At 64.7% G+C, this 19,057-nt stretch carries 18 protein-coding genes; 11 read left to right on the top strand and 7 right to left on the bottom strand.

Features of this window, described 5'->3' with window-relative positions; genetic code table 11:
* Nucleotides 1-190: 190 nt before the first annotated feature.
* Nucleotides 191-967 carry an ABC transporter substrate-binding protein gene (locus OKW28_RS35830; protein WP_429452473.1) on the bottom strand — a complete coding sequence of 259 codons (777 nt, stop codon included), beginning with the start codon at nucleotides 965-967 and terminating at the stop codon, nucleotides 191-193.
* A gap of 603 nt (nucleotides 968-1,570) precedes the next feature.
* On the opposite strand from OKW28_RS35830, the gene OKW28_RS35825 reads away from it, so the two are divergent.
* A complete protein-coding gene (locus OKW28_RS35825; RefSeq protein ID WP_429452471.1) occupies nucleotides 1,571-2,281 on the top strand; it encodes a pirin family protein in 711 nt (236 codons plus the stop codon).
* 139 nt (nucleotides 2,282-2,420) lie between these two features.
* On the opposite strand, the gene OKW28_RS35820 is transcribed toward OKW28_RS35825, so the two are convergent.
* Nucleotides 2,421-2,954, bottom strand: a complete 534-nt coding sequence (locus OKW28_RS35820; RefSeq protein WP_429452469.1) for a periplasmic heavy metal sensor — start codon at nucleotides 2,952-2,954, stop codon at nucleotides 2,421-2,423.
* A gap of 218 nt (nucleotides 2,955-3,172) precedes the next feature.
* On the opposite strand from OKW28_RS35820, the gene OKW28_RS35815 reads away from it, so the two are divergent.
* The gene (locus tag OKW28_RS35815) at nucleotides 3,173-3,898 is read left to right on the top strand and encodes a response regulator (protein ID WP_090803560.1); all 726 of its coding nucleotides are present in this window, start codon (nucleotides 3,173-3,175) and stop codon (nucleotides 3,896-3,898) included.
* Nucleotides 3,882-5,198: an ATP-binding protein gene (locus OKW28_RS35810; protein ID WP_429452467.1), complete on the top strand. Its 1,317-nt coding sequence runs from the start codon at nucleotides 3,882-3,884 to the stop codon at nucleotides 5,196-5,198. The genes OKW28_RS35815 and OKW28_RS35810 overlap by 17 nt, the downstream gene beginning before the upstream one ends.
* A gap of 59 nt (nucleotides 5,199-5,257) precedes the next feature.
* Here OKW28_RS35810 and OKW28_RS35805 read toward each other — a convergent pair whose 3' ends face one another.
* On the bottom strand, nucleotides 5,258-5,524 hold the full coding sequence (locus OKW28_RS35805; RefSeq protein ID WP_018419782.1) for a hypothetical protein: 267 nt from the start codon (nucleotides 5,522-5,524) through the stop codon (nucleotides 5,258-5,260).
* Nucleotides 5,525-5,696: 172 nt separating this feature from the next.
* A complete protein-coding gene (locus OKW28_RS35800) occupies nucleotides 5,697-7,388 on the bottom strand; it encodes a sensor domain-containing diguanylate cyclase (protein ID WP_429452465.1) in 1,692 nt (563 codons plus the stop codon).
* A gap of 742 nt (nucleotides 7,389-8,130) precedes the next feature.
* On the opposite strand from OKW28_RS35800, the gene OKW28_RS35795 reads away from it, so the two are divergent.
* Together OKW28_RS35795 and OKW28_RS35790 are read left to right on the top strand one after the other, a co-directional pair.
* Nucleotides 8,131-9,882, top strand: coding sequence for an ABC transporter permease (locus OKW28_RS35795; RefSeq protein WP_429452463.1), 1,752 nt, complete (start codon nucleotides 8,131-8,133; stop codon nucleotides 9,880-9,882).
* A 19-nt stretch (nucleotides 9,883-9,901) separates the two neighbouring features.
* Nucleotides 9,902-11,248 (top strand): AAA-associated domain-containing protein, encoded by a 1,347-nt coding sequence (locus tag OKW28_RS35790; RefSeq protein ID WP_429452460.1) that lies wholly within the window; start codon nucleotides 9,902-9,904, stop codon nucleotides 11,246-11,248.
* 69 nt (nucleotides 11,249-11,317) lie between these two features.
* Here OKW28_RS35790 and OKW28_RS35785 read toward each other — a convergent pair whose 3' ends face one another.
* The 3 genes from OKW28_RS35785 to OKW28_RS35775 form a co-directional block, all read right to left on the bottom strand.
* Complete coding sequence (locus OKW28_RS35785; protein ID WP_429452458.1) at nucleotides 11,318-11,854, bottom strand: hypothetical protein; 537 nt, start codon at nucleotides 11,852-11,854, stop codon at nucleotides 11,318-11,320.
* Complete coding sequence (locus tag OKW28_RS35780) at nucleotides 11,851-12,429, bottom strand: hypothetical protein (protein WP_429452456.1); 579 nt, start codon at nucleotides 12,427-12,429, stop codon at nucleotides 11,851-11,853. The genes OKW28_RS35785 and OKW28_RS35780 overlap by 4 nt, the downstream gene beginning before the upstream one ends.
* 340 nt (nucleotides 12,430-12,769) lie before the next feature.
* Nucleotides 12,770-13,828, bottom strand: coding sequence for a sigma-54 interaction domain-containing protein (locus OKW28_RS35775; protein ID WP_429452454.1), 1,059 nt, complete (start codon nucleotides 13,826-13,828; stop codon nucleotides 12,770-12,772).
* A 398-nt stretch (nucleotides 13,829-14,226) separates the two neighbouring features.
* Here OKW28_RS35775 and OKW28_RS35770 point away from each other — a divergent pair, with 398 nt between their 5' ends.
* From OKW28_RS35770 to otsA, 6 genes are all read left to right on the top strand, one after another.
* The gene (locus OKW28_RS35770) at nucleotides 14,227-14,544 is read left to right on the top strand and encodes a DUF883 family protein (protein ID WP_429452452.1); all 318 of its coding nucleotides are present in this window, start codon (nucleotides 14,227-14,229) and stop codon (nucleotides 14,542-14,544) included.
* 99 nt (nucleotides 14,545-14,643) lie between these two features.
* Nucleotides 14,644-14,895, top strand: coding sequence for a hypothetical protein (locus OKW28_RS35765; RefSeq protein WP_429452450.1), 252 nt, complete (start codon nucleotides 14,644-14,646; stop codon nucleotides 14,893-14,895).
* A 267-nt stretch (nucleotides 14,896-15,162) separates the two neighbouring features.
* Nucleotides 15,163-16,563: a sigma-54-dependent transcriptional regulator gene (locus tag OKW28_RS35760; RefSeq protein ID WP_429452448.1), complete on the top strand. Its 1,401-nt coding sequence runs from the start codon at nucleotides 15,163-15,165 to the stop codon at nucleotides 16,561-16,563.
* Between the two features lie 128 nt (nucleotides 16,564-16,691).
* Nucleotides 16,692-16,940, top strand: coding sequence for a hypothetical protein (locus OKW28_RS35755; RefSeq protein ID WP_429454565.1), 249 nt, complete (start codon nucleotides 16,692-16,694; stop codon nucleotides 16,938-16,940).
* A gap of 200 nt (nucleotides 16,941-17,140) precedes the next feature.
* On the top strand, nucleotides 17,141-17,353 hold the full coding sequence (locus OKW28_RS35750; RefSeq protein ID WP_429452446.1) for a hypothetical protein: 213 nt from the start codon (nucleotides 17,141-17,143) through the stop codon (nucleotides 17,351-17,353).
* Nucleotides 17,354-17,585: 232 nt separating this feature from the next.
* Nucleotides 17,586-19,013: an alpha,alpha-trehalose-phosphate synthase (UDP-forming) gene (otsA, locus tag OKW28_RS35745; RefSeq protein ID WP_429452444.1), complete on the top strand. Its 1,428-nt coding sequence runs from the start codon at nucleotides 17,586-17,588 to the stop codon at nucleotides 19,011-19,013.
* Nucleotides 19,014-19,057 lie beyond the last annotated feature (44 nt).

Raw genomic sequence — 19,057 nt, 5'->3', positions numbered from 1 at the left:
CCGTGATCCGCGGCGCACAGCGTGCCGCTGTGCAAATCATGCTGCAGGAACGTTGGTGCTCCTGCAGCGCGCTTTTGGGACTTTCGTCTCGGATTGTTTTGAATCTACTGCCTGGTGTCGCCACCTTCTTTGCCGCTTTCACTGCCACCGGCACGAGCCGGCTTACTGCGCAGTATCCTGCCTGTTTCGCTCAACGGCCAGGATAAATGTCGAAATCGAAGTACTGCTTTTGGAGCTTCTCGAATGTGCCGTCCTGATGAACCTCGGCGAGCGCCCGATTGAACTTCGCCTTCAGCTCGGCATCGCCCTTGCGCAGACCGATCGCGGTGCCTTCGCCGATCGTCTGCGGATCCTTCACTTCCGGACCGGCCCAGGCGAACCCTTTGCCGCGCGGCGTCTTCAGAAAGCCGGCGTCGGCCTGCACTTCGTCCTGCAGCGCGGCGTCGAGGCGGCCCGACGCAAGATCCGCGTACACCTGGTCCTGATTCTGGTACGACACGACGAGCACGCCCTTCGGCTCCCACCAGGCCTTCGCGTACTGTTCCTGCGTCGAACCCTGCTCGACGCCGACGTGCTTGCCTTTCAGCGATTCAGGGGTGGGCAGAAGAGGCGAACCGGTTTTCGCAAGCATGCGGGCGGGCGCGTCGAACATCTTGTCGGAGAAGTCGATCTGCTCGCGGCGCTTGTCGGTCACGCTTAGCGAGGAAATGATCGCGTCGAACTTGCGAGCTTTCAGCGCCGGGATGATGCCATCGAGATCCTGCGCGACCCACACGCACTTCACGTTCATCTTCGCGCACAGCGCGCGGGTCAGATCGGCATCGAAACCGACGATGTCGCCATTAGGCGACTTCGATTCGAATGGCGGATAACTGGCATCGACCCCGATGCGCACCGTTTTCCATTCTTTCGCCATCGCGCCGGTGGCCATGACTGCCAGAGCCACGCACAGTGCGAGCTTCTTCATGTTTCTCCTGAATCAAACTGATCGTCGTAACGACACGACTCGACGAGCACCGGCCGAGGGCCGACGGTCGCTATTCTAGGCGGTCAAAATTGCCGTGCCGCAGGGATTGTCGCCGCGCTCTGGTCGTCCTTGCGCGGGTGTTTCGTCCGACGTGGCGCGCCGGTCCGGCGCGTTCGGTGCTTATCGGGCGCGGCTCGCGCGGTGTGGTGCCGAGTCGAAGCCCGTCGCGCACCGGTTGCGGCCCGCCCGCCGAGGCTTGTCGGCGCGGCCTGCACGTCCCGCGAGACGTCCACGCGGCTTGAAAAGCGCGGTATTTTACCCGAAGAGCGGCAAGCTGCCAGCGCAGCGCGGCATCGAGCGGCAAGACGCCGTGCAACGCGTTGTGCGTGCGCGACGCCGGCGCGGTTTTGCGGGCGCCGGGCATCCGGGCGCCGGGCATCCGGGCGCCGGGCTTTCCGCGCGATAGGCTCGCCGGTCGCGCCGCCCGCGCGATTGCATGCAGCGATGGAACGCTGCGGTGCGGTCGCGCACGATTGTTATGGGGGGGCGCAACCCCTACATTCCCAACATCGCTCTGATTGACTACTTACCGGGAGACTTTCCATGATCGAGATTCGCCGCTCCGCAGAACGCGGTCACGCCAACCACGGCTGGCTCGACTCGTATCACAGCTTCTCGTTTGCCGATTACCGCGACCCCGAGCACGTGCACTTCGGGCCGCTGCGCGTGATCAACGAAGACCGCATCGCCGGCGGTCAGGGTTTCGGCGCGCACGGGCATCGCGACATGGAGATCGTCACGTATGTGCTCGAAGGCGCGCTTGCGCATCGCGACAGCATGGGCAATGGCTCGACGATCCGTCCCGGCGACGTGCAGCGCATGAGCGCGGGCACCGGCGTGCAGCATAGCGAGTTCAACGCGTCGCGCGACGAACTCGCGCACTTGCTGCAGATCTGGATCATCCCGCGCCGCGCGGGCGACCAGCCCGGCTACGAGGAAAAGCGCTTCGACGCCGACAGCAAGCGCGGCCGCCTGCGCGTGATCGCGTCGCCCGACGGCCGCGACGGCTCCGTGACGATCCATGCGGACGCGTCGATCTACGCGGGACTGTTCGACGGCGCCGAACACGCGACGTTCGCGCTGCCGGCGGGGCGCCTCGCCTACCTGCACGTCGCGCGCGGCACGCTGAGCGTGAACGGCACGGTGCTCGAGTCGGGCGATGCCGCGAAGCTCAGCGACGTCGACACGGTGACGCTGGAAAAGGGCAACGACGCGGAAGTGCTGCTGTTCGATCTGGGTCAGTTGAACAGCTGATTCAAGCAGTTGATTCGCGCGGGCCGCCGATCGGGCAGCGAGCAGCGCCAAACAGCAACGCCACGGAAAACCTCTTCCGTGGCGTTTTTCTATTAGCGAGGCGCCCTCCCTGGCCCGCCTCTCGGATGCAACGCGCCGCTTATTGATTGGCGGCCGGCGCCGACGCTGCGCCCTTGTGATGCTCCCAGCGCTCGCGCATCTTCTCGTGACGCTGCTCCATCCGCGCGAAGCGCTGCTTCAGCGCCGTGCTGACGGTGGTCTTCTGCTGGTCGTTCAGGCCGTTATAGAACTTCAGCCACGCGTCGGTGGTTTGCTGACGCAGTTGCGCGTCCTTCTGCTCGATCTGCTGATGCGTCGCGGCCATCGCGTTCAGATCCAGGATCGGCTGTTGCTGTGCGGCCTTGAACTGGTCTTGAACCTGCTCGTGGTTGGCGCGCATCGCTTCGTGGTTCTGCTTCATCGTATCGAGCGCGTTTTGCCACAGCTTTTCCTGATCCGCGTTCAGCTTCAGCTGGTCGTGGAGTTGGGTCAGTTCCTTCATGAAATGGCCATGCCAGCCGCCGGGCCCGCCGTGCGCCTGCTCAGCGGGTTGGGCGGCGTAAGCGGCGCCTGCGCCGATGGCGAGAGCGGTGGCAGCAACGGCGAGAACGCGCGACATCTTTTTGGTGGACATATGAGGCTCCTTGTAATGGAATAGCCGACGAAGCAACCGGTCTTTGGACTGCCTGCACTCGGTAAGGCACAGCGTAGAGAACCGGGTGCGCCGCTGTGTTACGCGCCCGGACGCCGCTATTACCAGCAATTACGTGTGGCTTTCACCGTAACACCCGGTAACCCTTCAGACCGTTTGGAAAACGAAATCCCTTTTGGCTGCGCGTTAAACTTCATTCCATGGCTACTCAAATTCTGGTCGTCGACGACGACGTCGAACTGCGCGATCTGTTGCGCGACTATCTCGCCCGTCAGGGTATCGAAGTTTCGGTGCTGCACGACGCGGGCTCGCTCGAACGGCGCCTCGAGCGCGAGCGCCCCGACCTCATCGTGCTGGACCTGATGATGCCCGGCGTGGACGGCCTCACCGCGCTGCGCAAGCTGCGCGCGTCGGGCGACGATATCCCCGTCATCATGCTGACCGCGCGTGCGGACGACGTCGATCGTATCGTCGGGCTCGAACTCGGCGCGGACGATTACCTCGGCAAACCGTTCAATCCGCGCGAGCTACTCGCGCGCGTGCAGGCGGTGCTGCGGCGGCGCCGCACGCTGCCGTCGGCGGCCGCGCCCGAGCAGCGCGAGCCGTTCAGCTTCGGCCGCTTCACGCTGGATTTCCAGTCGCGTACGCTGCATCTCGAAGACAAGCCGCTCGCGCTGTCGGGCAGCGAGTTCGCGCTGCTGAAGATTTTCGTCAATCACCCCATGCGCACGCTTACGCGCGAGCGCCTGCTGGAACTGCTGCACGGTCCCGAGTACGACGGCACCGACCGCGGCATCGACGTGCAGGTGTGGCGCCTGCGTCGCATTCTCGAAACCGATCCATCCACGCCGCGCTTCATCCAGACCGTGCGCGGCCGTGGTTACGTGTTCGTGCCGGACGGCGAGCAGCATGCGTCGGCCCATTGATTCGCTGTTCGGGCGGCTCGCGCTGCTCGTCGTCGCGGTGCTGTTGCTGTCGCATTTCGCGTGGTATGCGCTGATGCGGCTCGAACGTTCGCAACTGCAAACGCGCTACGCGGTCGAGGAAGCGACCTTCCTCGTCGACGCGGTGCGTCAGCACGTCGCCCGCACACCGGATCAACCGCTGCCGTCGCGTGTGAAGCTGGTCGACCCGGCGAGCCCGGACGTGCCGGCGGCCAGCGCTAACATGCCGCCGCCGCTCGCGCATTTCGTCGAGGACGTGCGCGACCGCATGCCGGCCGACACCCAGGTGCGCGTCGGTCCGCCCGGCGCTCCGCCCATGCTATGGGTGCGCGCCGCGACCGATCAGAACTGGATCGTCGTGCCGGTGCAGCCGCTGCGCATGCCGCGCTCGCTCGACCGCACGGTCTTGTGGCTCGTCATCATTTTCTCGTTTGCGGTGATGGCGGCGCTGTTCGCCGCCTGGGCGCTGCAGCGGCCGCTGCGCTTGCTCGCGCAGGCGGTGGCGCGCTTCGGTCGCGGGCTGCCGGTGCCGCCGGTGCCCGAGCGCGGGCCGCGCGAGTTGCGGCAACTCACCAATGGCTTCAATCAGATGGTGCAGGAAGTCGCGCGCACCGAGAACGATCGCGCGGTGATGCTTGCCGGTGTCGCGCATGACCTGAAGACGCCGCTCGCGCGTCTGCGGCTGCGCGCCGAAATGATGGACGACGCGAAGACGCGCGACGGCGTCGTGCGCGACGTCGATTCGATGACGCATATCGTCGAGCAGTTCCTGCTGTTCGCGCACGACGGCGCGGACCGCAGCGAACCCGTGGAAGTGGATGCGCAGTGCGAGCGTGTCGTGCGCAGCTATCGGGCGGTGGCCACCAATGCGCCGACCGTGCGCACGGAACTGAACGCCGGGCCGTCATTTTTGCTGCCGGCGGCCACGCTCGACCGGATTCTGTCGAATCTGATCGACAACGCGCATGCGTATGGCGCGCCGCCGGTGGTCGTCGCGACCGCGCGTACACCGCAGTGCTTTACGCTATCCATTAGCGACAACGGCACGGGCATCGCCGCGCAGGATCTGATCAGCGCGAGCCGGCCGTTCGTGCGGCTCGATCCGGCGCGCGGCGGCAACGGCCATAGCGGGCTAGGCCTTGCGATCGTCGAGCGGCTCGTGCGGCGCGCGGGCGGTGAATGGGAAATCGGCAATCATGGCGGCCGCGGTTTGCGGGTGTTGATGAGTTTTCCGTTCGACGTGCTGCCGCGGGTCGCGACCGCCTCGGAAAACGCCTGGTAGAAGCAGGGGTGTTGGAGTCGCGATGCGCGCGAGGCATCGGCATCGCGAGCGGCGAGAGCTCAGTCCGAAAACAGCGTATTCAACGCGTTCGCCGTTTCGCTATCGACGGTATTCCACGTCACCGATTCCGCCTCGAAAATATAGTGCGTCGTATATTTGCCGAGGCGCGCGAGTATTTCCTCCTGAATCAGTTCCGGCGCGACCTCCAGTTTCAGATACCACGCGGTCGACGACAGACGCGTCTGGAACGCGCCGTATTCGGCGAGCAGATGGTCGAATGCATCAGCGTCGTGATCGCGACAGACGATCACCAGATTTCCCTTCATGCGAATCTCCCGTTAGTGCGGTAGTGACGATCCGATATCAGGATTGATGATACCTGCTTCGTTGCGGGAGGCTCGGCGTCGTTTTCAGCGCGGGGCAGGGTGTCGGCGTGGGTCGGCTGAGCGGAGAGGGCGATACCGTCGCGCGTTGAATCTTTCGGCGAGCGTCAGGCATTCACCAGGCATTCACCGCCGTGCGCGTAGGCGGCGCCGTATCGTCGGGCGGCAGTGCTTCGGTGCGGTCGCGCCCGCCGGTCTTCGCCGCGTACAGCGCGGTATCGGCGCGGCTCATGAGACGCTCGGGCAGATCGTCGGGCGACAGTTCGGTGATGCCGATGCTCACGCTCAGCCCCGCCGAGGCCGGCAGCTTCGGCGAGGGCACCGCTTTCAACCGCAGCCGCAGACGCTCGACGACCTCGCGCCCGCCCGTCAGATCGGTGGCCGGCAGCAGCAGGCCGAACTCTTCGCCGCCGAGCCGGCCGACCGCGTCGGAGCCACGCAGCTCGGCGCGACACGTATCGACGAAATGTTCGAGCGCGCGGTCGCCGGCGGCGTGACCGAAGCGGTCGTTGATCTGCTTGAAGTGGTCGAGATCGGCGATCGCCATGCACAGCGGCTCGCGCCCCGCGTGCGCGCGATCGATCTCGTGGCGTAGCAGGTCGAGGAAATAGCGCCGCGACAGCGCGCCGGTCAACGCATCGTGCCGCGCCTCCGCCGACAGCAGCGTATTGGCCGACTGCAACTGCTCGGCGAGATCGCGTGTCGCGCGATGGTGGCGCCGCTCGCGCACGTAGGACACGGTGATCACCCACGCGAGCGCGACGGTGCCGGCCAGCGTCAGGAACACCAGCAGGTGGTCGCGCTTGTGGTTGCGCAGCAGCTCCGGCCACGCGGCGAGCGGATCGACCAGGTGCGCGGAGAGCCCCGAGTTCAGGCCGCCGCGGTTCTGATAGAGCGCCGGGGCCGGCCGTTCGATCATGCCGAACATCTGCGCGGCGACCGACGCCGGCACCCACGGCGCCTGCTCACGCACTTGCGTGTCTTCGCGGATCAGCATGTCGGGGAACGTCTCCCGGCGGTAGATGATGCGCCGCTCGGCGGGGCTCATCAGTGTGACGCGCGAGTTCGGCAACGCGTGGCCTTCGAGCGCGCTGTTGTGCGCCATGATGATGACGCCGTTGTCGTCGGACACGAAGGTGCCCGCGTGCGCGACCCAGTGGCGCAACCGCGCGATGCCGACCTTCGCGACCACCGCGCCGACCAGCAGCCCGTCCGCGTACACCGGCGCGGCGATGAAGATGCCCGGCTCGCCGCTCGCGCGACCCACGCCGTAGGCTTCGGAGAATGCGCCGAGCAGCGCGTTGGTCAGATAGCCGCGCGCGCGCATGTCCACGCCGACGAACGATTGCTGCGCACCCTCGGGGTTCGACATCGTGCCGCTCGACGCGACGCAAATGCCGTTCGCGTTGACGATCCAGACCTGATCGAGCCCGGAGAAGCCCTGCGCTTCGTGCAGGAACCTGCTGACCCCAGCCATCTTCGGATCCTTGAGCAAGGTGGCTCGCAAGGCGGGTTCCGCCGCCTCGCTGTTCACGGCATAATTCTGCGATTGCACGAGGGCACGCTGGACCACGTCCATTTCGGCCATGGTTGCGGGGATGGCGCGGGACATCGCGAGGTCGCTGGCAATCACTTCAGCCATGTTGTCGACGATCGACGTGGACATTTGCCGCTGCGTGTGCAACGCCGCGTCCAGCTCTTGCTGTACCATCCGGTCCGCGACCATGCCAGCCACGAACCAGCAGACGAGTACGATCAGCACGAAGCTGACCGGGCCGGCTACTTGGCGCAAGGTTGTCCTGTTCATCGACCCTCTGATCCGTCTGGCTGTGACATGCAACTTGCTCGTTCGTGGGCAGCGCGCTCTCAACGCTGTGTCGTTATCTGCATCAGCTGCGGTTTCGTCCCGTCGCGAGCAACGTGCGCTGCGCCGTCGCCATGCCCGGGATGATCCGCTGATAAACAGGTACGTCGTTTCCCGATTTTAACCGTCGCGGGGCACGATGCCACCGTTATTGCTGGGATGCCGCCTGCATATGCCGAGCCGATCAGGTTCTTAACGGCAGCCGCGCCGCTTTCTTGATAGCTGTGCGGGCCAATGAAGCGATCGAGCGACGATGGCCGGGGCGACGCGCCGATGTGGCCTGCGCGCCACGCCGCGAAACGGCCTCGCCACGTGTCAGGCTGAAGTACGCGGCAGCAGGGTACAGTGCGGCGCGGCGACGCGTGCCGACGCTTGCTGAAGACTTACGCCACGGCCTCGCGAGGCCGTATCGCAATTTGCGGCGAAAGGTTGTGCCTGAAACATAGGATGGTGTAGTGTCGTGCCGTCCAAAACGAGGAAAGCCCGCCAGCCCTCGGGCGGCGCCCGCGGCGACAGGAGTTCGGCGTGATGGCCGGCCCACGTGTCTCCAACGCTAACGATTTACCACGCACGCGCGTCTTGCCATGCCTGATTTCCGCTTTCCGGACCGACCCATAGACCGCCGCGCGGTAGCCGCGGCCTCCTTCGAGCGTTCGAATGCCTGTTTCAAGGGGGAGGGCATCTGATGGATTTCAGCTTCGACCTGAAGCGCACCGCCAATGCATCGGCATGGCGCGTATTGCCCAACCGTTGGGACTTCGTCGCGTTCCCGCTGATCATCTGTCTGCTCGCGATGGCATCGATCGGCTTTCACGAGACGCTCGCGCCGATGTCGACGCTCAACACGCAGGCGATCTCGCTCGATCCGGCCAACCTGCCCGAGTACGCGATGCGCACCACGTTGCGCATGCTCGCGGCGATGGTCGCGTCGCTGATCTTCACGCTCCTGTACGGCACGCTCGCCGCCAAGAGCCGCCGCGCTGGTCTCGTACTGGTGCCGATTCTGGACATCCTGCAATCGGTGCCGGTGCTCGGCTATATCTCGTTTACGGTCACGTTCTTCCTCGCGCTGTTCCCGGGCCGTGTGCTCGGCGCCGAGCTCGCCGCGATCTTCGCGATTTTCACGAGCCAGGCCTGGAACATGACGTTCAGCTTCTATCAGTCGCTGCGCACGGTGCCGCGCGATCTGGATGAAGTGTCGCGTGGCTTCCATCTGACGTCGTGGCAGCGCTTCTGGAAGCTCGAGGTGCCGTTCTCGATGCCGGGCCTGATCTGGAACATGATGATGTCGATGTCGGGCGGCTGGTTCTTCGTCGTGGCTTCCGAAGCGATTACGGTCGGCAATCACACGATTACGCTGCCGGGCATCGGTGCCTATCTTGCGCAGGCGATCAGCGACAAGAATCTGCATGCGATCGGCTGGGTGATCCTCGCGATGACGGTCGTGATTCTGGCCTACGACCAGTTGCTGTTCCGTCCGCTGGTCGCATGGGCCGACAAGTTCCGCATGGAGACCACGAGCTCGGGCGACGCGCCTGAATCGTGGCTGCTCGACCTGATCCGCCGCACGCGGCTGATTCACCGGCTGCTCGTGCCGCTCGGCTGGATGTTCGCGCGCGCTGCTCGCGTGCGCTTCCAGTTGCCGGCGTTCAGCGCGCCGCGCTTCCACATTCCGCAGCGCGAGAAGAACGCCAGGCTCGGCGACATGATCTGGGCGGCGATCGTGCTGCTCGGCACGGTGTACGTGGTGTACCGCGTGTTCCTGTATGTGCGCACGGGCGTGACGCTCGACGAGATCGGCCATGTGTTCGTGCTCGGCCTCATCACGCTGCTGCGCGTGGTCGTGCTGATCGCGATCGCTTCCGTGATCTGGGTGCCGATCGGTGTGCTGATCGGCCTGCGACCGGCGCTCGCGGAAAAGGTCCAGCCGCTCGCGCAGTTCCTCGCCGCGTTCCCGGCGAATTTGCTGTTCCCGGTGTTCGTGATCGTCATCGTGCGCTTTCACCTGAATCCGGACATCTGGCTGTCGCCGCTGATCGTGCTCGGCACGCAGTGGTATATCCTGTTCAACGTGATTGCAGGTGCAAGCTCGTATCCGAACGACTACCGCGAGGCGGCCAAGAATTTCCACATTCGCGGCTGGCAGTGGTGGCGTCAGGCGATGCTGCCGGGCATTTTTCCGTACTACGTGACCGGTGCGATCACCGCGTCGGGCGGCGCGTGGAACGCGAGCATCGTTGCCGAGTTCGTGCAGTGGGGCGATACCAAGGTCGCCGCGCATGGCCTCGGTGCCTATATCGCGCAGACTACCGCGGCGGGCGACTATCCGAAGATCATCGTGGGCATCGCCGTGATGTCCCTGTTCGTGACCCTGTTCAACCGTCTGCTGTGGCGTCCGATGTACGCCTACGCCGAAGGCAAGCTCCGTCTAGATTGAGATATGAAGGCTTAACGCGATGCAAAATCCTAAAGCTGCTATGACCGCCGCGTCGATCCAGACGCCGCCGAAGCCCCCGCGCCTCGGCGAGGAAATCCTGCGCGTGAAGGACGTGTGCCGCGGCTTCAACAAGACGCAGGGCGAACTGCTCGTCCTCGACGACGCGAATCTGTCGCTGCGCGAGGGCGAGATCGTCGGTCTGCTTGGCCGTTCGGGCTCGGGCAAGTCAACGCTGTTGCGCATCATCGCCGGTCTGATCGAGCCGACCGACGGCGAAGTCACGTACATGGGCAAGCCACTCGCAGGCCCTGCCAAGGGTGTCGCGATGGTGTTCCAGACCTTCGCGCTGTTTCCGTGGCTGACCGTGCTGCAGAACGTGGAAGCGGGTCTCGAGGCGCAAGGCGTCGGTGCGTCGGAGCGGCGCACGCGCGCGCTCGCCGCGATCGACCTGATCGGCCTCGACGGCTTCGAAAACGCGTATCCGCGCGAGCTGTCGGGCGGCATGCGCCAGCGCGTCGGCTTTGCGCGCGCGCTCGTCGTCGATCCGACGCTGCTGCTGATGGACGAGCCGTTCTCCGCGCTCGACGTGCTGACCGCCGAAACGCTGCGTACCGACCTGCTCGATCTCTGGACGCAGGGGCGCATGCCGATCAAGGCGGTGCTGATCGTGACGCACAACATCGAGGAAGCGGTGTTCATGTGCGACCGCATTCTGGTGCTGTCGTCGAACCCGGGCCGCGTGATCGCCGAGATCAAGGTGCCGTTCAAGCATCCGCGCAACCGTCTGGACCCGGCATTCCGCCGCCTCGTCGACGAGATCTACGCGAAGATGACCGCGCGTCAGACCGACGAAAAGACCAGGAAGGGGCTGGAGCTCGGTAGCTGGCTGCCGCACGTGTCGACCAACCTGATGGCCGGTCTGATCGAAACGCTCGCCGCCGCGCCGTATCACGGCCGCGCGGACATGCCGGAAATCGCGCGCTCGCTGCATCTGGAGGTCGACGATCTGTTCCCGATCGCCGAAGTGCTGCAGCACCTCGGTTTCGCCGACGTGCGCGAGGGCGACATTTTCCTGACGCCGCCGGCGCGCGTGTTCTCCGAGTTCGGCACGCAGGAACGGAAGATGATGTTCGCCGAGCATCTGCTGCGGCACGTGCCGCTCGCGGCGCGGATCAAGAAGGTGTTGAACGAGCGGCCCGGACATCGCGCGCCGCGCGTGCGTTTCGAGCAGGAGCTCGAGGACTTCCTGTCGGACAGCGCGGCGGAAGAGACGCTCGACGCGGTCATCAACTGGGGCCGTTACGGCGAGATCTTTTCGTATAACGACCAGACCGAAATCTTCAGTCTGGAAGACGTCGAGTCTTAAGCCGGCCTTTGCGCGCGAGAGATTGCGGTTCAGACAAAAAAGCGGCGAGGAAAACCTCGCCGCTTTTTTTTATTGCAGATTACCCCAGCGTGCGACCGCTGGTTCGGCCGTCGCCCATTTCCAGCCCTTGTCCTGCTGACACGCGCTCGCGGTGAACCACATCTCGGGTGCGTTCGGTCCGTCGCCGTCTTGCACCGAGAACACGAATTCCTTGCACAGTGCCAGCGCCGAGCCGAACGCGCGGGTCACGCGCACCTGGCCGTGGCCGTTCTCGATCGGCAACGTATGCTTGACCGACCACGGTTTCGTTTCGCCGACCGGCATCGTGCCGACGAGCGCCGCCATCAGATCCTGCTGGTCCTTGTGCATGCTGCGCATGTAGCGCGCGACGGCTTCGTCGGTGGCGGCCTGCACGGCGATGCCGACGCCGAGCGCGACGGCCGGATTGCTGGTCACGATACCCGACGCGACACCCGCCGCCGCGCCGCTTGCCGCGCCGATCGACGAGCAGCCGCTCGTGAGCAGACCCGCGCCGACGCATAGCGCGCCGGCCGCGAACAGACGCAGCCGACCACGCATCGGAACGCTAAGCGAGCACGCCGTCATTGCAGCGCACCCCAGCGCTCGGTGGCGGGCTCGGCCGATGCCCAACGCCAGTTCTGACCATCGCGGCAGACCGATGCGATATAAAACGCGCTGCTCGCGGGTTTGTCGCGCGTTGGGTTCTGATCGACAGAAAAGACGATTTCCTTGCAGTCGAGCGCGCCGGTGCTGATCAGACGGCTGACGGTCACGCGGCCGTGCTCGTCGTCTTCGATCGGGAAGGAGTGGGTGATGCTCCAAGGGGCGACAGCGCCGACTTCGAGCGGACCGGCCGCCTGCGCGATGCTGTTCTGCGTATTCGTGTGGACTACGCGCTCCGAGTACTGCACGCCGGCGCGGGCGGCGGCGACCGCGCCAAGACCGATGCCGGTCGCGACCGCCGCATTGCTGGTGACCTTGCCGGCGACCGCGGCACCCGCGACACCGGCGCCCGCGACTGCGCCTTCCGAGTACAACGAACTACAGCCGCTCAACGCCGACGAAACCACCAGCGCCACCGCGATCAGCGCCGTTGCGTGAGGGCGTTTGCCTGCGGCAACGGACTTCGCGTTGCCAGCCCACACCATTTTCTTTTGCATTTCTCCCGTCCCTGCCGTACAGGTGCCTTCGATCACGTGTTGCGCGTGTAAGCGAAGGGCACGTCGTTTAATACGCTGCCGCATTGTGCAGGATGCGTTTTGTAATTGGCAGCGAAAAAATGCAAGAAATTGCAAAACATCGTGCGCTGCGATGTTTTCTGTTGCATGGGGGAGAAGATTTACCTAGTTGTGCAAAGTATTTTGAGAAATGAGGGCAAATTTGCCGTCGGAGTTATTCCCAGGGGGAGGTGAATTCGGTGCTGAGAAACGTGCGGCGAAACGATCACGGCGAGCTGCGCTGCGGGCCGGCGCGATCGGCGAACGGCCCGCGTTGCAGTGCCTATTGCTCGGCTTCGTCTTCCCCGCTTTCGTCGCCGTATGCGCTCAGCCGGTTGTACAGCGTTTTGAGGCTCACGCCGAGCGCTTTGGCAGCGCGTCGCTTGTCGCCGCCGCAGTACTTGAGGGTGCCGAGAATGATCTGCTTCTGCGCGTCGGCGAGCGGCGTGCCGATCCACACGCTCATCGCGTCGCCTTGCGTGACCGCTTTCTTGACTCGCGACGCAAGATGCGGATGCGGCAATTCAACCGTCTTTTCCGCGAGAATGAACGCGCGATATACGGCGTTCTTCAACTCGCGCACGTTGCCCGGCCACGACCATGAACGCAGCGTTTCGATCGAGCGTTTGCTGAAGCTCTTGTTGGTGCCTTCCTGCTGATTCAATTGCGCGAGGAAGTGTTGCGCGAGCAGTTCGCGATCGTTTTCGCGCTCGCGCAGCGGCGGCGCGCGCAGCGGAAACACCGCGAGCCGGTACATCAGATCCTCGCGCAAGCCGTTTTCCTTGACGGCTACCGCGGGGTCGCGATTGGTCGCGGCGATCACGCGTACGTTGCCGCTGATCAACTCGTTGCCGCCGACGCGATAGAACGTGCCGGTTTCGAGCGCGCGCAGCAGCTTGACCTGGCGCACCGGCGCCATTTCGGTGATTTCGTCCAGAAACAGCGTGCCGCCGTTCGCATGTTCGAAGTAGCCGACGCGGCCCTGGACCGCGCCGGTGAAGCTGCCTTTTTCGTGGCCGAACAGTTCGGCTTCGATCAGCTCATCGGGAATCGCGCCGCAGTTCACGGCGACGAACGCGCCGTCCTTGCGGCCGCTGCGCTCGTGGATGGTGCGGGCGATCAGCTCCTTGCCGGTGCCCGATTCGCCGATGATCAGCGCGGTCGCGTCGGTATCGGCGACGCGTTCGATCTGTTCGTACAGATCGAGCATTACCGGCGACGAGCCGTACAGCAGCCCGTACGATTTCAGTCCCGCGACGGCGTCCGCGACGCGCTGCTTCGCTTGTGGCGAAGCATTGCCACCGGCGGACACGGTGGGCGAGTCCAGATCGATTGACGCCATAAAAAGGGAAGTCCTGTGCAAATGGAGTTCGTGTTTGCGGCGCGCAGGCCTTGAATGCGATAGACCGTACAGCCGCTATCTCATAAAAGACGATTTAACCACTTCGACACTGATTCCGGCAATCGAACTGGCAGCCGCTGAAATAGCCGTGCGCGCAATCGGTCGAAAATGCGCGAAATTGGCTTTATCAGCGCGCTGGAGCGGTAAATATACCGGGCACATGCATTGCGCCATTGACCGTTTGATCGAGTCGTGCGAGGTTTGACGGCTACGTCGCAGCGCCGCCGGCCAGCGCAAACCGGCAGGCCGCATCGTGCGCCCGAAGCCCGAACTGTTGCACCGTCGACGCACCCATTCCGCGGCAACGCACGGACGGCGAATCAGACGAGGAGTGAACGATGACTGACACCACACAACAACTTGCACTCGGCGGACAGAAGATCGTCGACGATCTTCGGGTGCTGCTGAGGGACTCGGAGGAAATGCTGCGGCTCGCCGCCAACGTGCCGGGCGAAGGCGTCGATGCCTTGCGCGACCGGCTCGGCACGCACGTGGAAACGCTGCAATCGGCGCTCGGCGATGCGCAACGCAACGTGCATCGCCGGTATCGCGGGGCGGCGGTCATCACCGAGCACTATGTGCGCCATAACCCGTGGCGCTCGCTTGCGCTCGCGGCGGGCACCGGTTTTCTGCTCGGCGTGCTGGTCGCGCGTTAGACGCGGCGCAGCGGGCGGCGCTCGCATCGGCTCGCCGGAAGGCGCGGCGCACGCTTGGCACGGCTGCATTCATCCGCATCACGATCCAAGGAGTTCATGATGACACGACCCACAATTGGTTTTTTTGGCGCATTGATGGCAATCGGCGGCTTCCTGGCGGTTCGCTATGTGCAACACAAGCGTACGGGCCAGGTCTCACCGGCGCGCGAGCTGAGCCGCTGGGAAAACGAGGGCGGCGCGGTGGCGGCGCCGGCGACTTTGTCGACCGAGCTGGCGCCCGCCTCGCACAGCGCCAACGGCTCGGGCCAGGTCAACGGCGAACAGCGCGCATGGCCGTTTCCGCGGGGCTGACGCGGTTCGCTCGAATGCAATGGCCTGCGGCCGGCGCCTGGAACGGGATTGTTAAATGAATCTTATAAAGCCGTATAATAGGTAAATAGACAACAATGACGCCGAAGTTGGCGCTAATTTGGCCGTTATTGTTGCAATTTTTCATCAAATGGTCGGCGGAACGGGAGGCAGTCGAGTCCGCGTCATGCAGCCGACCCGACCCAGCGGCATGCCCATTGGCATGTTCCGCATATTTTCTGACCCACGCTTGCAGGCTTTCGAAACGCGATGCCACATGTACTCATTGTCGATGACGACGCAGGTACCCGCGAGGCACTTTCCGCCGTCATCGGGGAAGACGGGCTGACCACCGCCACGGCGGGCGATCTGCGCGAAGCGCGTATTCAACTGATCCGGCAGATACCGGACGTCGTTTTCACCGACCTGAAGCTGCCCGACGGCAGCGGGGTCGATCTGTTCGAAGATCTCGATCCGCGCTCCGGCGTCGAAGTGATCGTGATCACCGGCCACGCGACGGTCGAGTCGGCGGTCAGCGCACTGAAAATGGGCGCGGCCGACTACCTCGTGAAGCCGATCAACATGCAGCGCGTGAAGTCGATCCTGTCGCGCCTGCCGCGCGCCGGCGACCTGAAGGCGGAAATCGGCACGCTGCGCGGCGAGTTGCGCCGCATGGGCCGCTTCGGTCTGATGCTCGGCAATTCGCCGGCGATGCAGGAGGTCTACGACCAGATCAGCCGCGTCGCGCCAACGGCGGCCTCGGTGATGCTCGTCGGCGAATCGGGCACCGGCAAGGAAGTTGCCGCGCAGACGCTGCACGAGCTGAGCCTGCGCCGCAAGCACGCGTTCCTCGCGGTCAACTGCGGCGCGATTTCGCCGAATCTGATCGAATCGGAAATGTTCGGCCACGAGCGCGGTTCGTTCACCGGCGCGGACCGGCAGCACAAGGGCTATTTCGAGCGCGCGAACGGCGGCACGCTGTTCCTCGACGAAATCACCGAGATGCCGATCGAGCTGCAGGTAAAGCTGCTGCGCGTGCTCGAGACCGGCATGTTCATGCGCGTCGGCACGACCAAGGAAATCGAAACCGACGTGCGTCTGATCGCGGCCACCAATCGCGATCCCGAGCAGGCGGTGCTCGAAGGCAAGCTGCGGCTCGATCTGTACCACCGGCTGAACGTGTTTCCGATCCGCCTGCCGCCGCTGCGCGATCGCGGCAAGGACGTCGAGCTGCTCGCGCAATCGTTCCTCGATGAGCTCAACGAGCGTCACGGCACGAAGAAGCATTTCCCTGTCGCGGTGAAGGACATGCTGCTGTCGTATCCGTGGCCGGGCAATGTGCGCGAGCTGAAGAACTACGTGCAGCGCGCGCACATCATGTCGAGCGGGAATTCGGATAGCACGGCGACGGTGCCGTTGCAAATCACGCTGTCGAAGCCCGCGGCCGGCACCGCGATCACGATCCCGTTCGGCACCTCGCTCGCGGAAGCCGACCGTCAGCTGATTCTTGCGACGCTCGAGCAATGCGGCGGCGTGAAGACGCGCGCCGCGGAAATTCTCGGCATCAGCCTGAAGACGCTGTACAACCGGCTCGTCGAGTACGGCAACGATGCGCGCGACGACGGCGATCCCACCGACGAATCACGCGCACTCGGCGGCGCGGACGCCTGATCCGCGCTCGTTCGCACGTCATCCGCGTCCACAGTATCCGCCCGCCCGGGCTTCCGGGCGGCACCCGAACGGCACAAGCCTTGCTGCGCTTCGGTGGAACGCAAAACGAGGTCACCGACATGCCGCACCTGCCGCATTACGCTGCCGTTTCCGCGCCGTCCAGGCCGTTGCACGCTCATCGGCCCGAACCGGTCGAGCCGCCCACTGCACCTCCCATCGCGCCGCCGGACCCGGCCGAACCCGACACGATCCCCGGCCCGACACCCGATCCGATCGAACCCGTCGAACCGGTCACGCCGCCGATCGGCGATCCGCCGCCGCAGCCAACGCAAACGCCTCAGGCCGCCGACCGTCCGTCGCGACCACGGCAATGTTGATACGACGGTCGATGTCGGCGCCCTGTCGCGCACTCGATGGAACCACATCCCGCACTGCAAGGCGCCATGCCCTGGGTCGGTGCAGAGCATTGCTGTACTTGTTACAAAGCCGGCGCATGTTTTACCGGCAATTTACGGTTTCGCCCCCTAGACTGTAGGGATGCCGCGACAAGCGGCAGGCTTCCCCCGAAGGCACGATCATGAGACACCCCGCATTGCGACGTTCCGCGCGGCACCCCAAGCGCGGGCCACGGCCGGCCGAGATCGAGACTGAGCCGGTGGTGTCGCCGGACCCGGCCGCGCAGAATCGGATCGCCCCGCATACGCCGCCGGACGGCGAGCACAACCAGGGCGGGGTGCGTCAGGAAGGCCTCGAATACCAGCGCGATCTGGGCTCGGAGCAGGATGCCTGAGGCAGCGTAGCACCCGGGCGGGGCATCCCGGCGACCGGGATACCGGTAAGAAAGACCTCCGCATTCGTCGGATTTAACAGAAAAATTTTCTTCGCCATCCGTGATGATGGCGGGGATTCGCTCGTTTGTCACATTTTCATACAACTTTATTTTCGATATCTCATATGTCGGCACGATGATTGCGTGCACCGTTTTGGCGCAATTCCGCATACAACGAAACAATGGAGCACTAATGAGCAGATTGATCGTGGTATCGAATCGTGTCGCACCGATTCAGGAAGCGCGTCCGGCAGCGGGCGGGCTCGCGATCGGCGTGCTGGACGCACTGAAGGAGACCGGCGGCGTCTGGTTCGGCTGGAGCGGCGAAACGGTCAGCGAGCCATCCGCGCCCGTGATCGAGAAGCAGGGCAACGTCACCTACGCGACTGTGGGCCTCACCAAGCGCGATTACGACGAGTACTACCGCGGTTTTTCGAACACCACGTTGTGGCCGACCTTCCACTATCGCAACGACCTGTCCCGCTACGACCGCGAGGACTACGCGGGCTACCAGCGCGTCAACGCGACGCTCGCGAAGCAGCTCAAGGAACTGCTCAAGCCCAGCGACATCATCTGGGTGCACGACTACCATCTGCTGCCGTTCGCGCGCTGCCTGCGTGAGCTCGGCGTGAAGAACCCGATCGGCTTCTTCCTGCACATTCCGTTTCCGGTGCCCGAAGTGTTGCGCACGATCCCGCCTCACGAGGAGATCGTCAAGGCGATGTGCAGCTACGACGTGATCGGCTTTCAGACCGAGGCGGATCGCCAGTCGTTCGTCGACTATATCGAGCGCGGTCACCATGGCACGTCGAGCGAAGACGGCATGGTGCACGCGTACAACCGCTTCCTGAAGGTCGGCGCGTACCCGATCGGCATCTATCCCGACGCGATCGCGAAGGCCGCCGAGCAGTTCACCGACCGCAAGGCGGTGCGCAGCCTGCGCGACGGCATGCGCGGGCGCAAGCTGATCATGAGCGTCGACCGGCTCGATTATTCGAAGGGGCTGGTCGAGCGCTTCCAGGCATTCGAGCGGCTGTTGCAGAACGCGCCCGGCTGGCACGGCCGCGTGTCGCTCGTGCAGATCGCGCCGCCGACCCGCGCCGACGTGCAGACCTATCAGCGCATCCGGCAAACGCTCGAAGGCGAGGCGGGCCGCATCAACGGCCGGTTCGCGCAGCTCGACTGGACGCCGATCCAGTATCTGAACCGCAAGTACGAGCGCAATCTGCTGATGGCGCTCTTCCGCCAGTCGCAGGTCGGCTATGTGACGCCGCTGCGCGACGGCATGAATCTGGTGGCCAAGGAGTACGTCGCGTCGCAGGATCCGGCCGATCCGGGCGTGCTCGTGCTGTCGCAATTCGCGGGCGCGGCCGAGCAGCTGCCGGGCGCGCTCGTCGTCAATCCGTTCGATCTGTCGCAGATGGCCGAAGCGCTCGAGCGCGCATTAGCGATGCCGCTCGCCGAACGTCAGGCGCGTCATGCGGACATGATGGAGCCGATGCGCGAGAGCAACCTGTCGGTGTGGCGCGATACGTTGCTCGATGATCTGCGCCACGTCGCGACCGCGTCTTCGGTGACGGCCAAAGCGGTAAAGCTCGCTGACGTGACGGCATTGCCCTGAGCCGACAGGCGCGGCCCGCGCGGGCGGGCCGCGCGTGTGCCGCT

It is taken from the genome of Paraburkholderia sp. 40 (assembly GCF_050434105.1).
GTDB lineage: Bacteria > Pseudomonadota > Gammaproteobacteria > Burkholderiales > Burkholderiaceae > Paraburkholderia > Paraburkholderia tuberum.
This window is presented reverse-complemented; position numbering and strand designations above follow the sequence as displayed.

Bases quoted from the DNA above. Each gene is read 5' to 3' on its own strand.
- OKW28_RS35805 (WP_018419782.1), bottom strand. From the start codon at position 5,524: ATGAAGGGAAATCTGGTGATCGTCTGTCGCGATCACGACGCTGATGCA.
- OKW28_RS35780 (WP_429452456.1), bottom strand. From the start codon at position 12,429: ATGCAAAAGAAAATGGTGTGGGCTGGCAACGCGAAGTCCGTTGCCGCA.
- OKW28_RS35760 (WP_429452448.1), top strand. From the start codon at position 15,163: ATGCCACATGTACTCATTGTCGATGACGACGCAGGTACCCGCGAGGCA.
- OKW28_RS35820 (WP_429452469.1), bottom strand. From the start codon at position 2,954: ATGTCCACCAAAAAGATGTCGCGCGTTCTCGCCGTTGCTGCCACCGCT.
- OKW28_RS35825 (WP_429452471.1), top strand. From the start codon at position 1,571: ATGATCGAGATTCGCCGCTCCGCAGAACGCGGTCACGCCAACCACGGC.
- OKW28_RS35785 (WP_429452458.1), bottom strand. From the start codon at position 11,854: ATGACGGCGTGCTCGCTTAGCGTTCCGATGCGTGGTCGGCTGCGTCTG.
- OKW28_RS35775 (WP_429452454.1), bottom strand. From the start codon at position 13,828: ATGGCGTCAATCGATCTGGACTCGCCCACCGTGTCCGCCGGTGGCAAT.
- OKW28_RS35770 (WP_429452452.1), top strand. From the start codon at position 14,227: ATGACTGACACCACACAACAACTTGCACTCGGCGGACAGAAGATCGTC.
- OKW28_RS35765 (WP_429452450.1), top strand. From the start codon at position 14,644: ATGACACGACCCACAATTGGTTTTTTTGGCGCATTGATGGCAATCGGC.
- OKW28_RS35790 (WP_429452460.1), top strand. From the start codon at position 9,902: ATGCAAAATCCTAAAGCTGCTATGACCGCCGCGTCGATCCAGACGCCG.
- OKW28_RS35795 (WP_429452463.1), top strand. From the start codon at position 8,131: ATGGATTTCAGCTTCGACCTGAAGCGCACCGCCAATGCATCGGCATGG.
- OKW28_RS35830 (WP_429452473.1), bottom strand. From the start codon at position 967: ATGAAGAAGCTCGCACTGTGCGTGGCTCTGGCAGTCATGGCCACCGGC.
- OKW28_RS35810 (WP_429452467.1), top strand. From the start codon at position 3,882: ATGCGTCGGCCCATTGATTCGCTGTTCGGGCGGCTCGCGCTGCTCGTC.
- otsA (WP_429452444.1), top strand. From the start codon at position 17,586: ATGAGCAGATTGATCGTGGTATCGAATCGTGTCGCACCGATTCAGGAA.
- OKW28_RS35750 (WP_429452446.1), top strand. From the start codon at position 17,141: ATGAGACACCCCGCATTGCGACGTTCCGCGCGGCACCCCAAGCGCGGG.
- OKW28_RS35815 (WP_090803560.1), top strand. From the start codon at position 3,173: ATGGCTACTCAAATTCTGGTCGTCGACGACGACGTCGAACTGCGCGAT.
- OKW28_RS35800 (WP_429452465.1), bottom strand. From the start codon at position 7,388: ATGAACAGGACAACCTTGCGCCAAGTAGCCGGCCCGGTCAGCTTCGTG.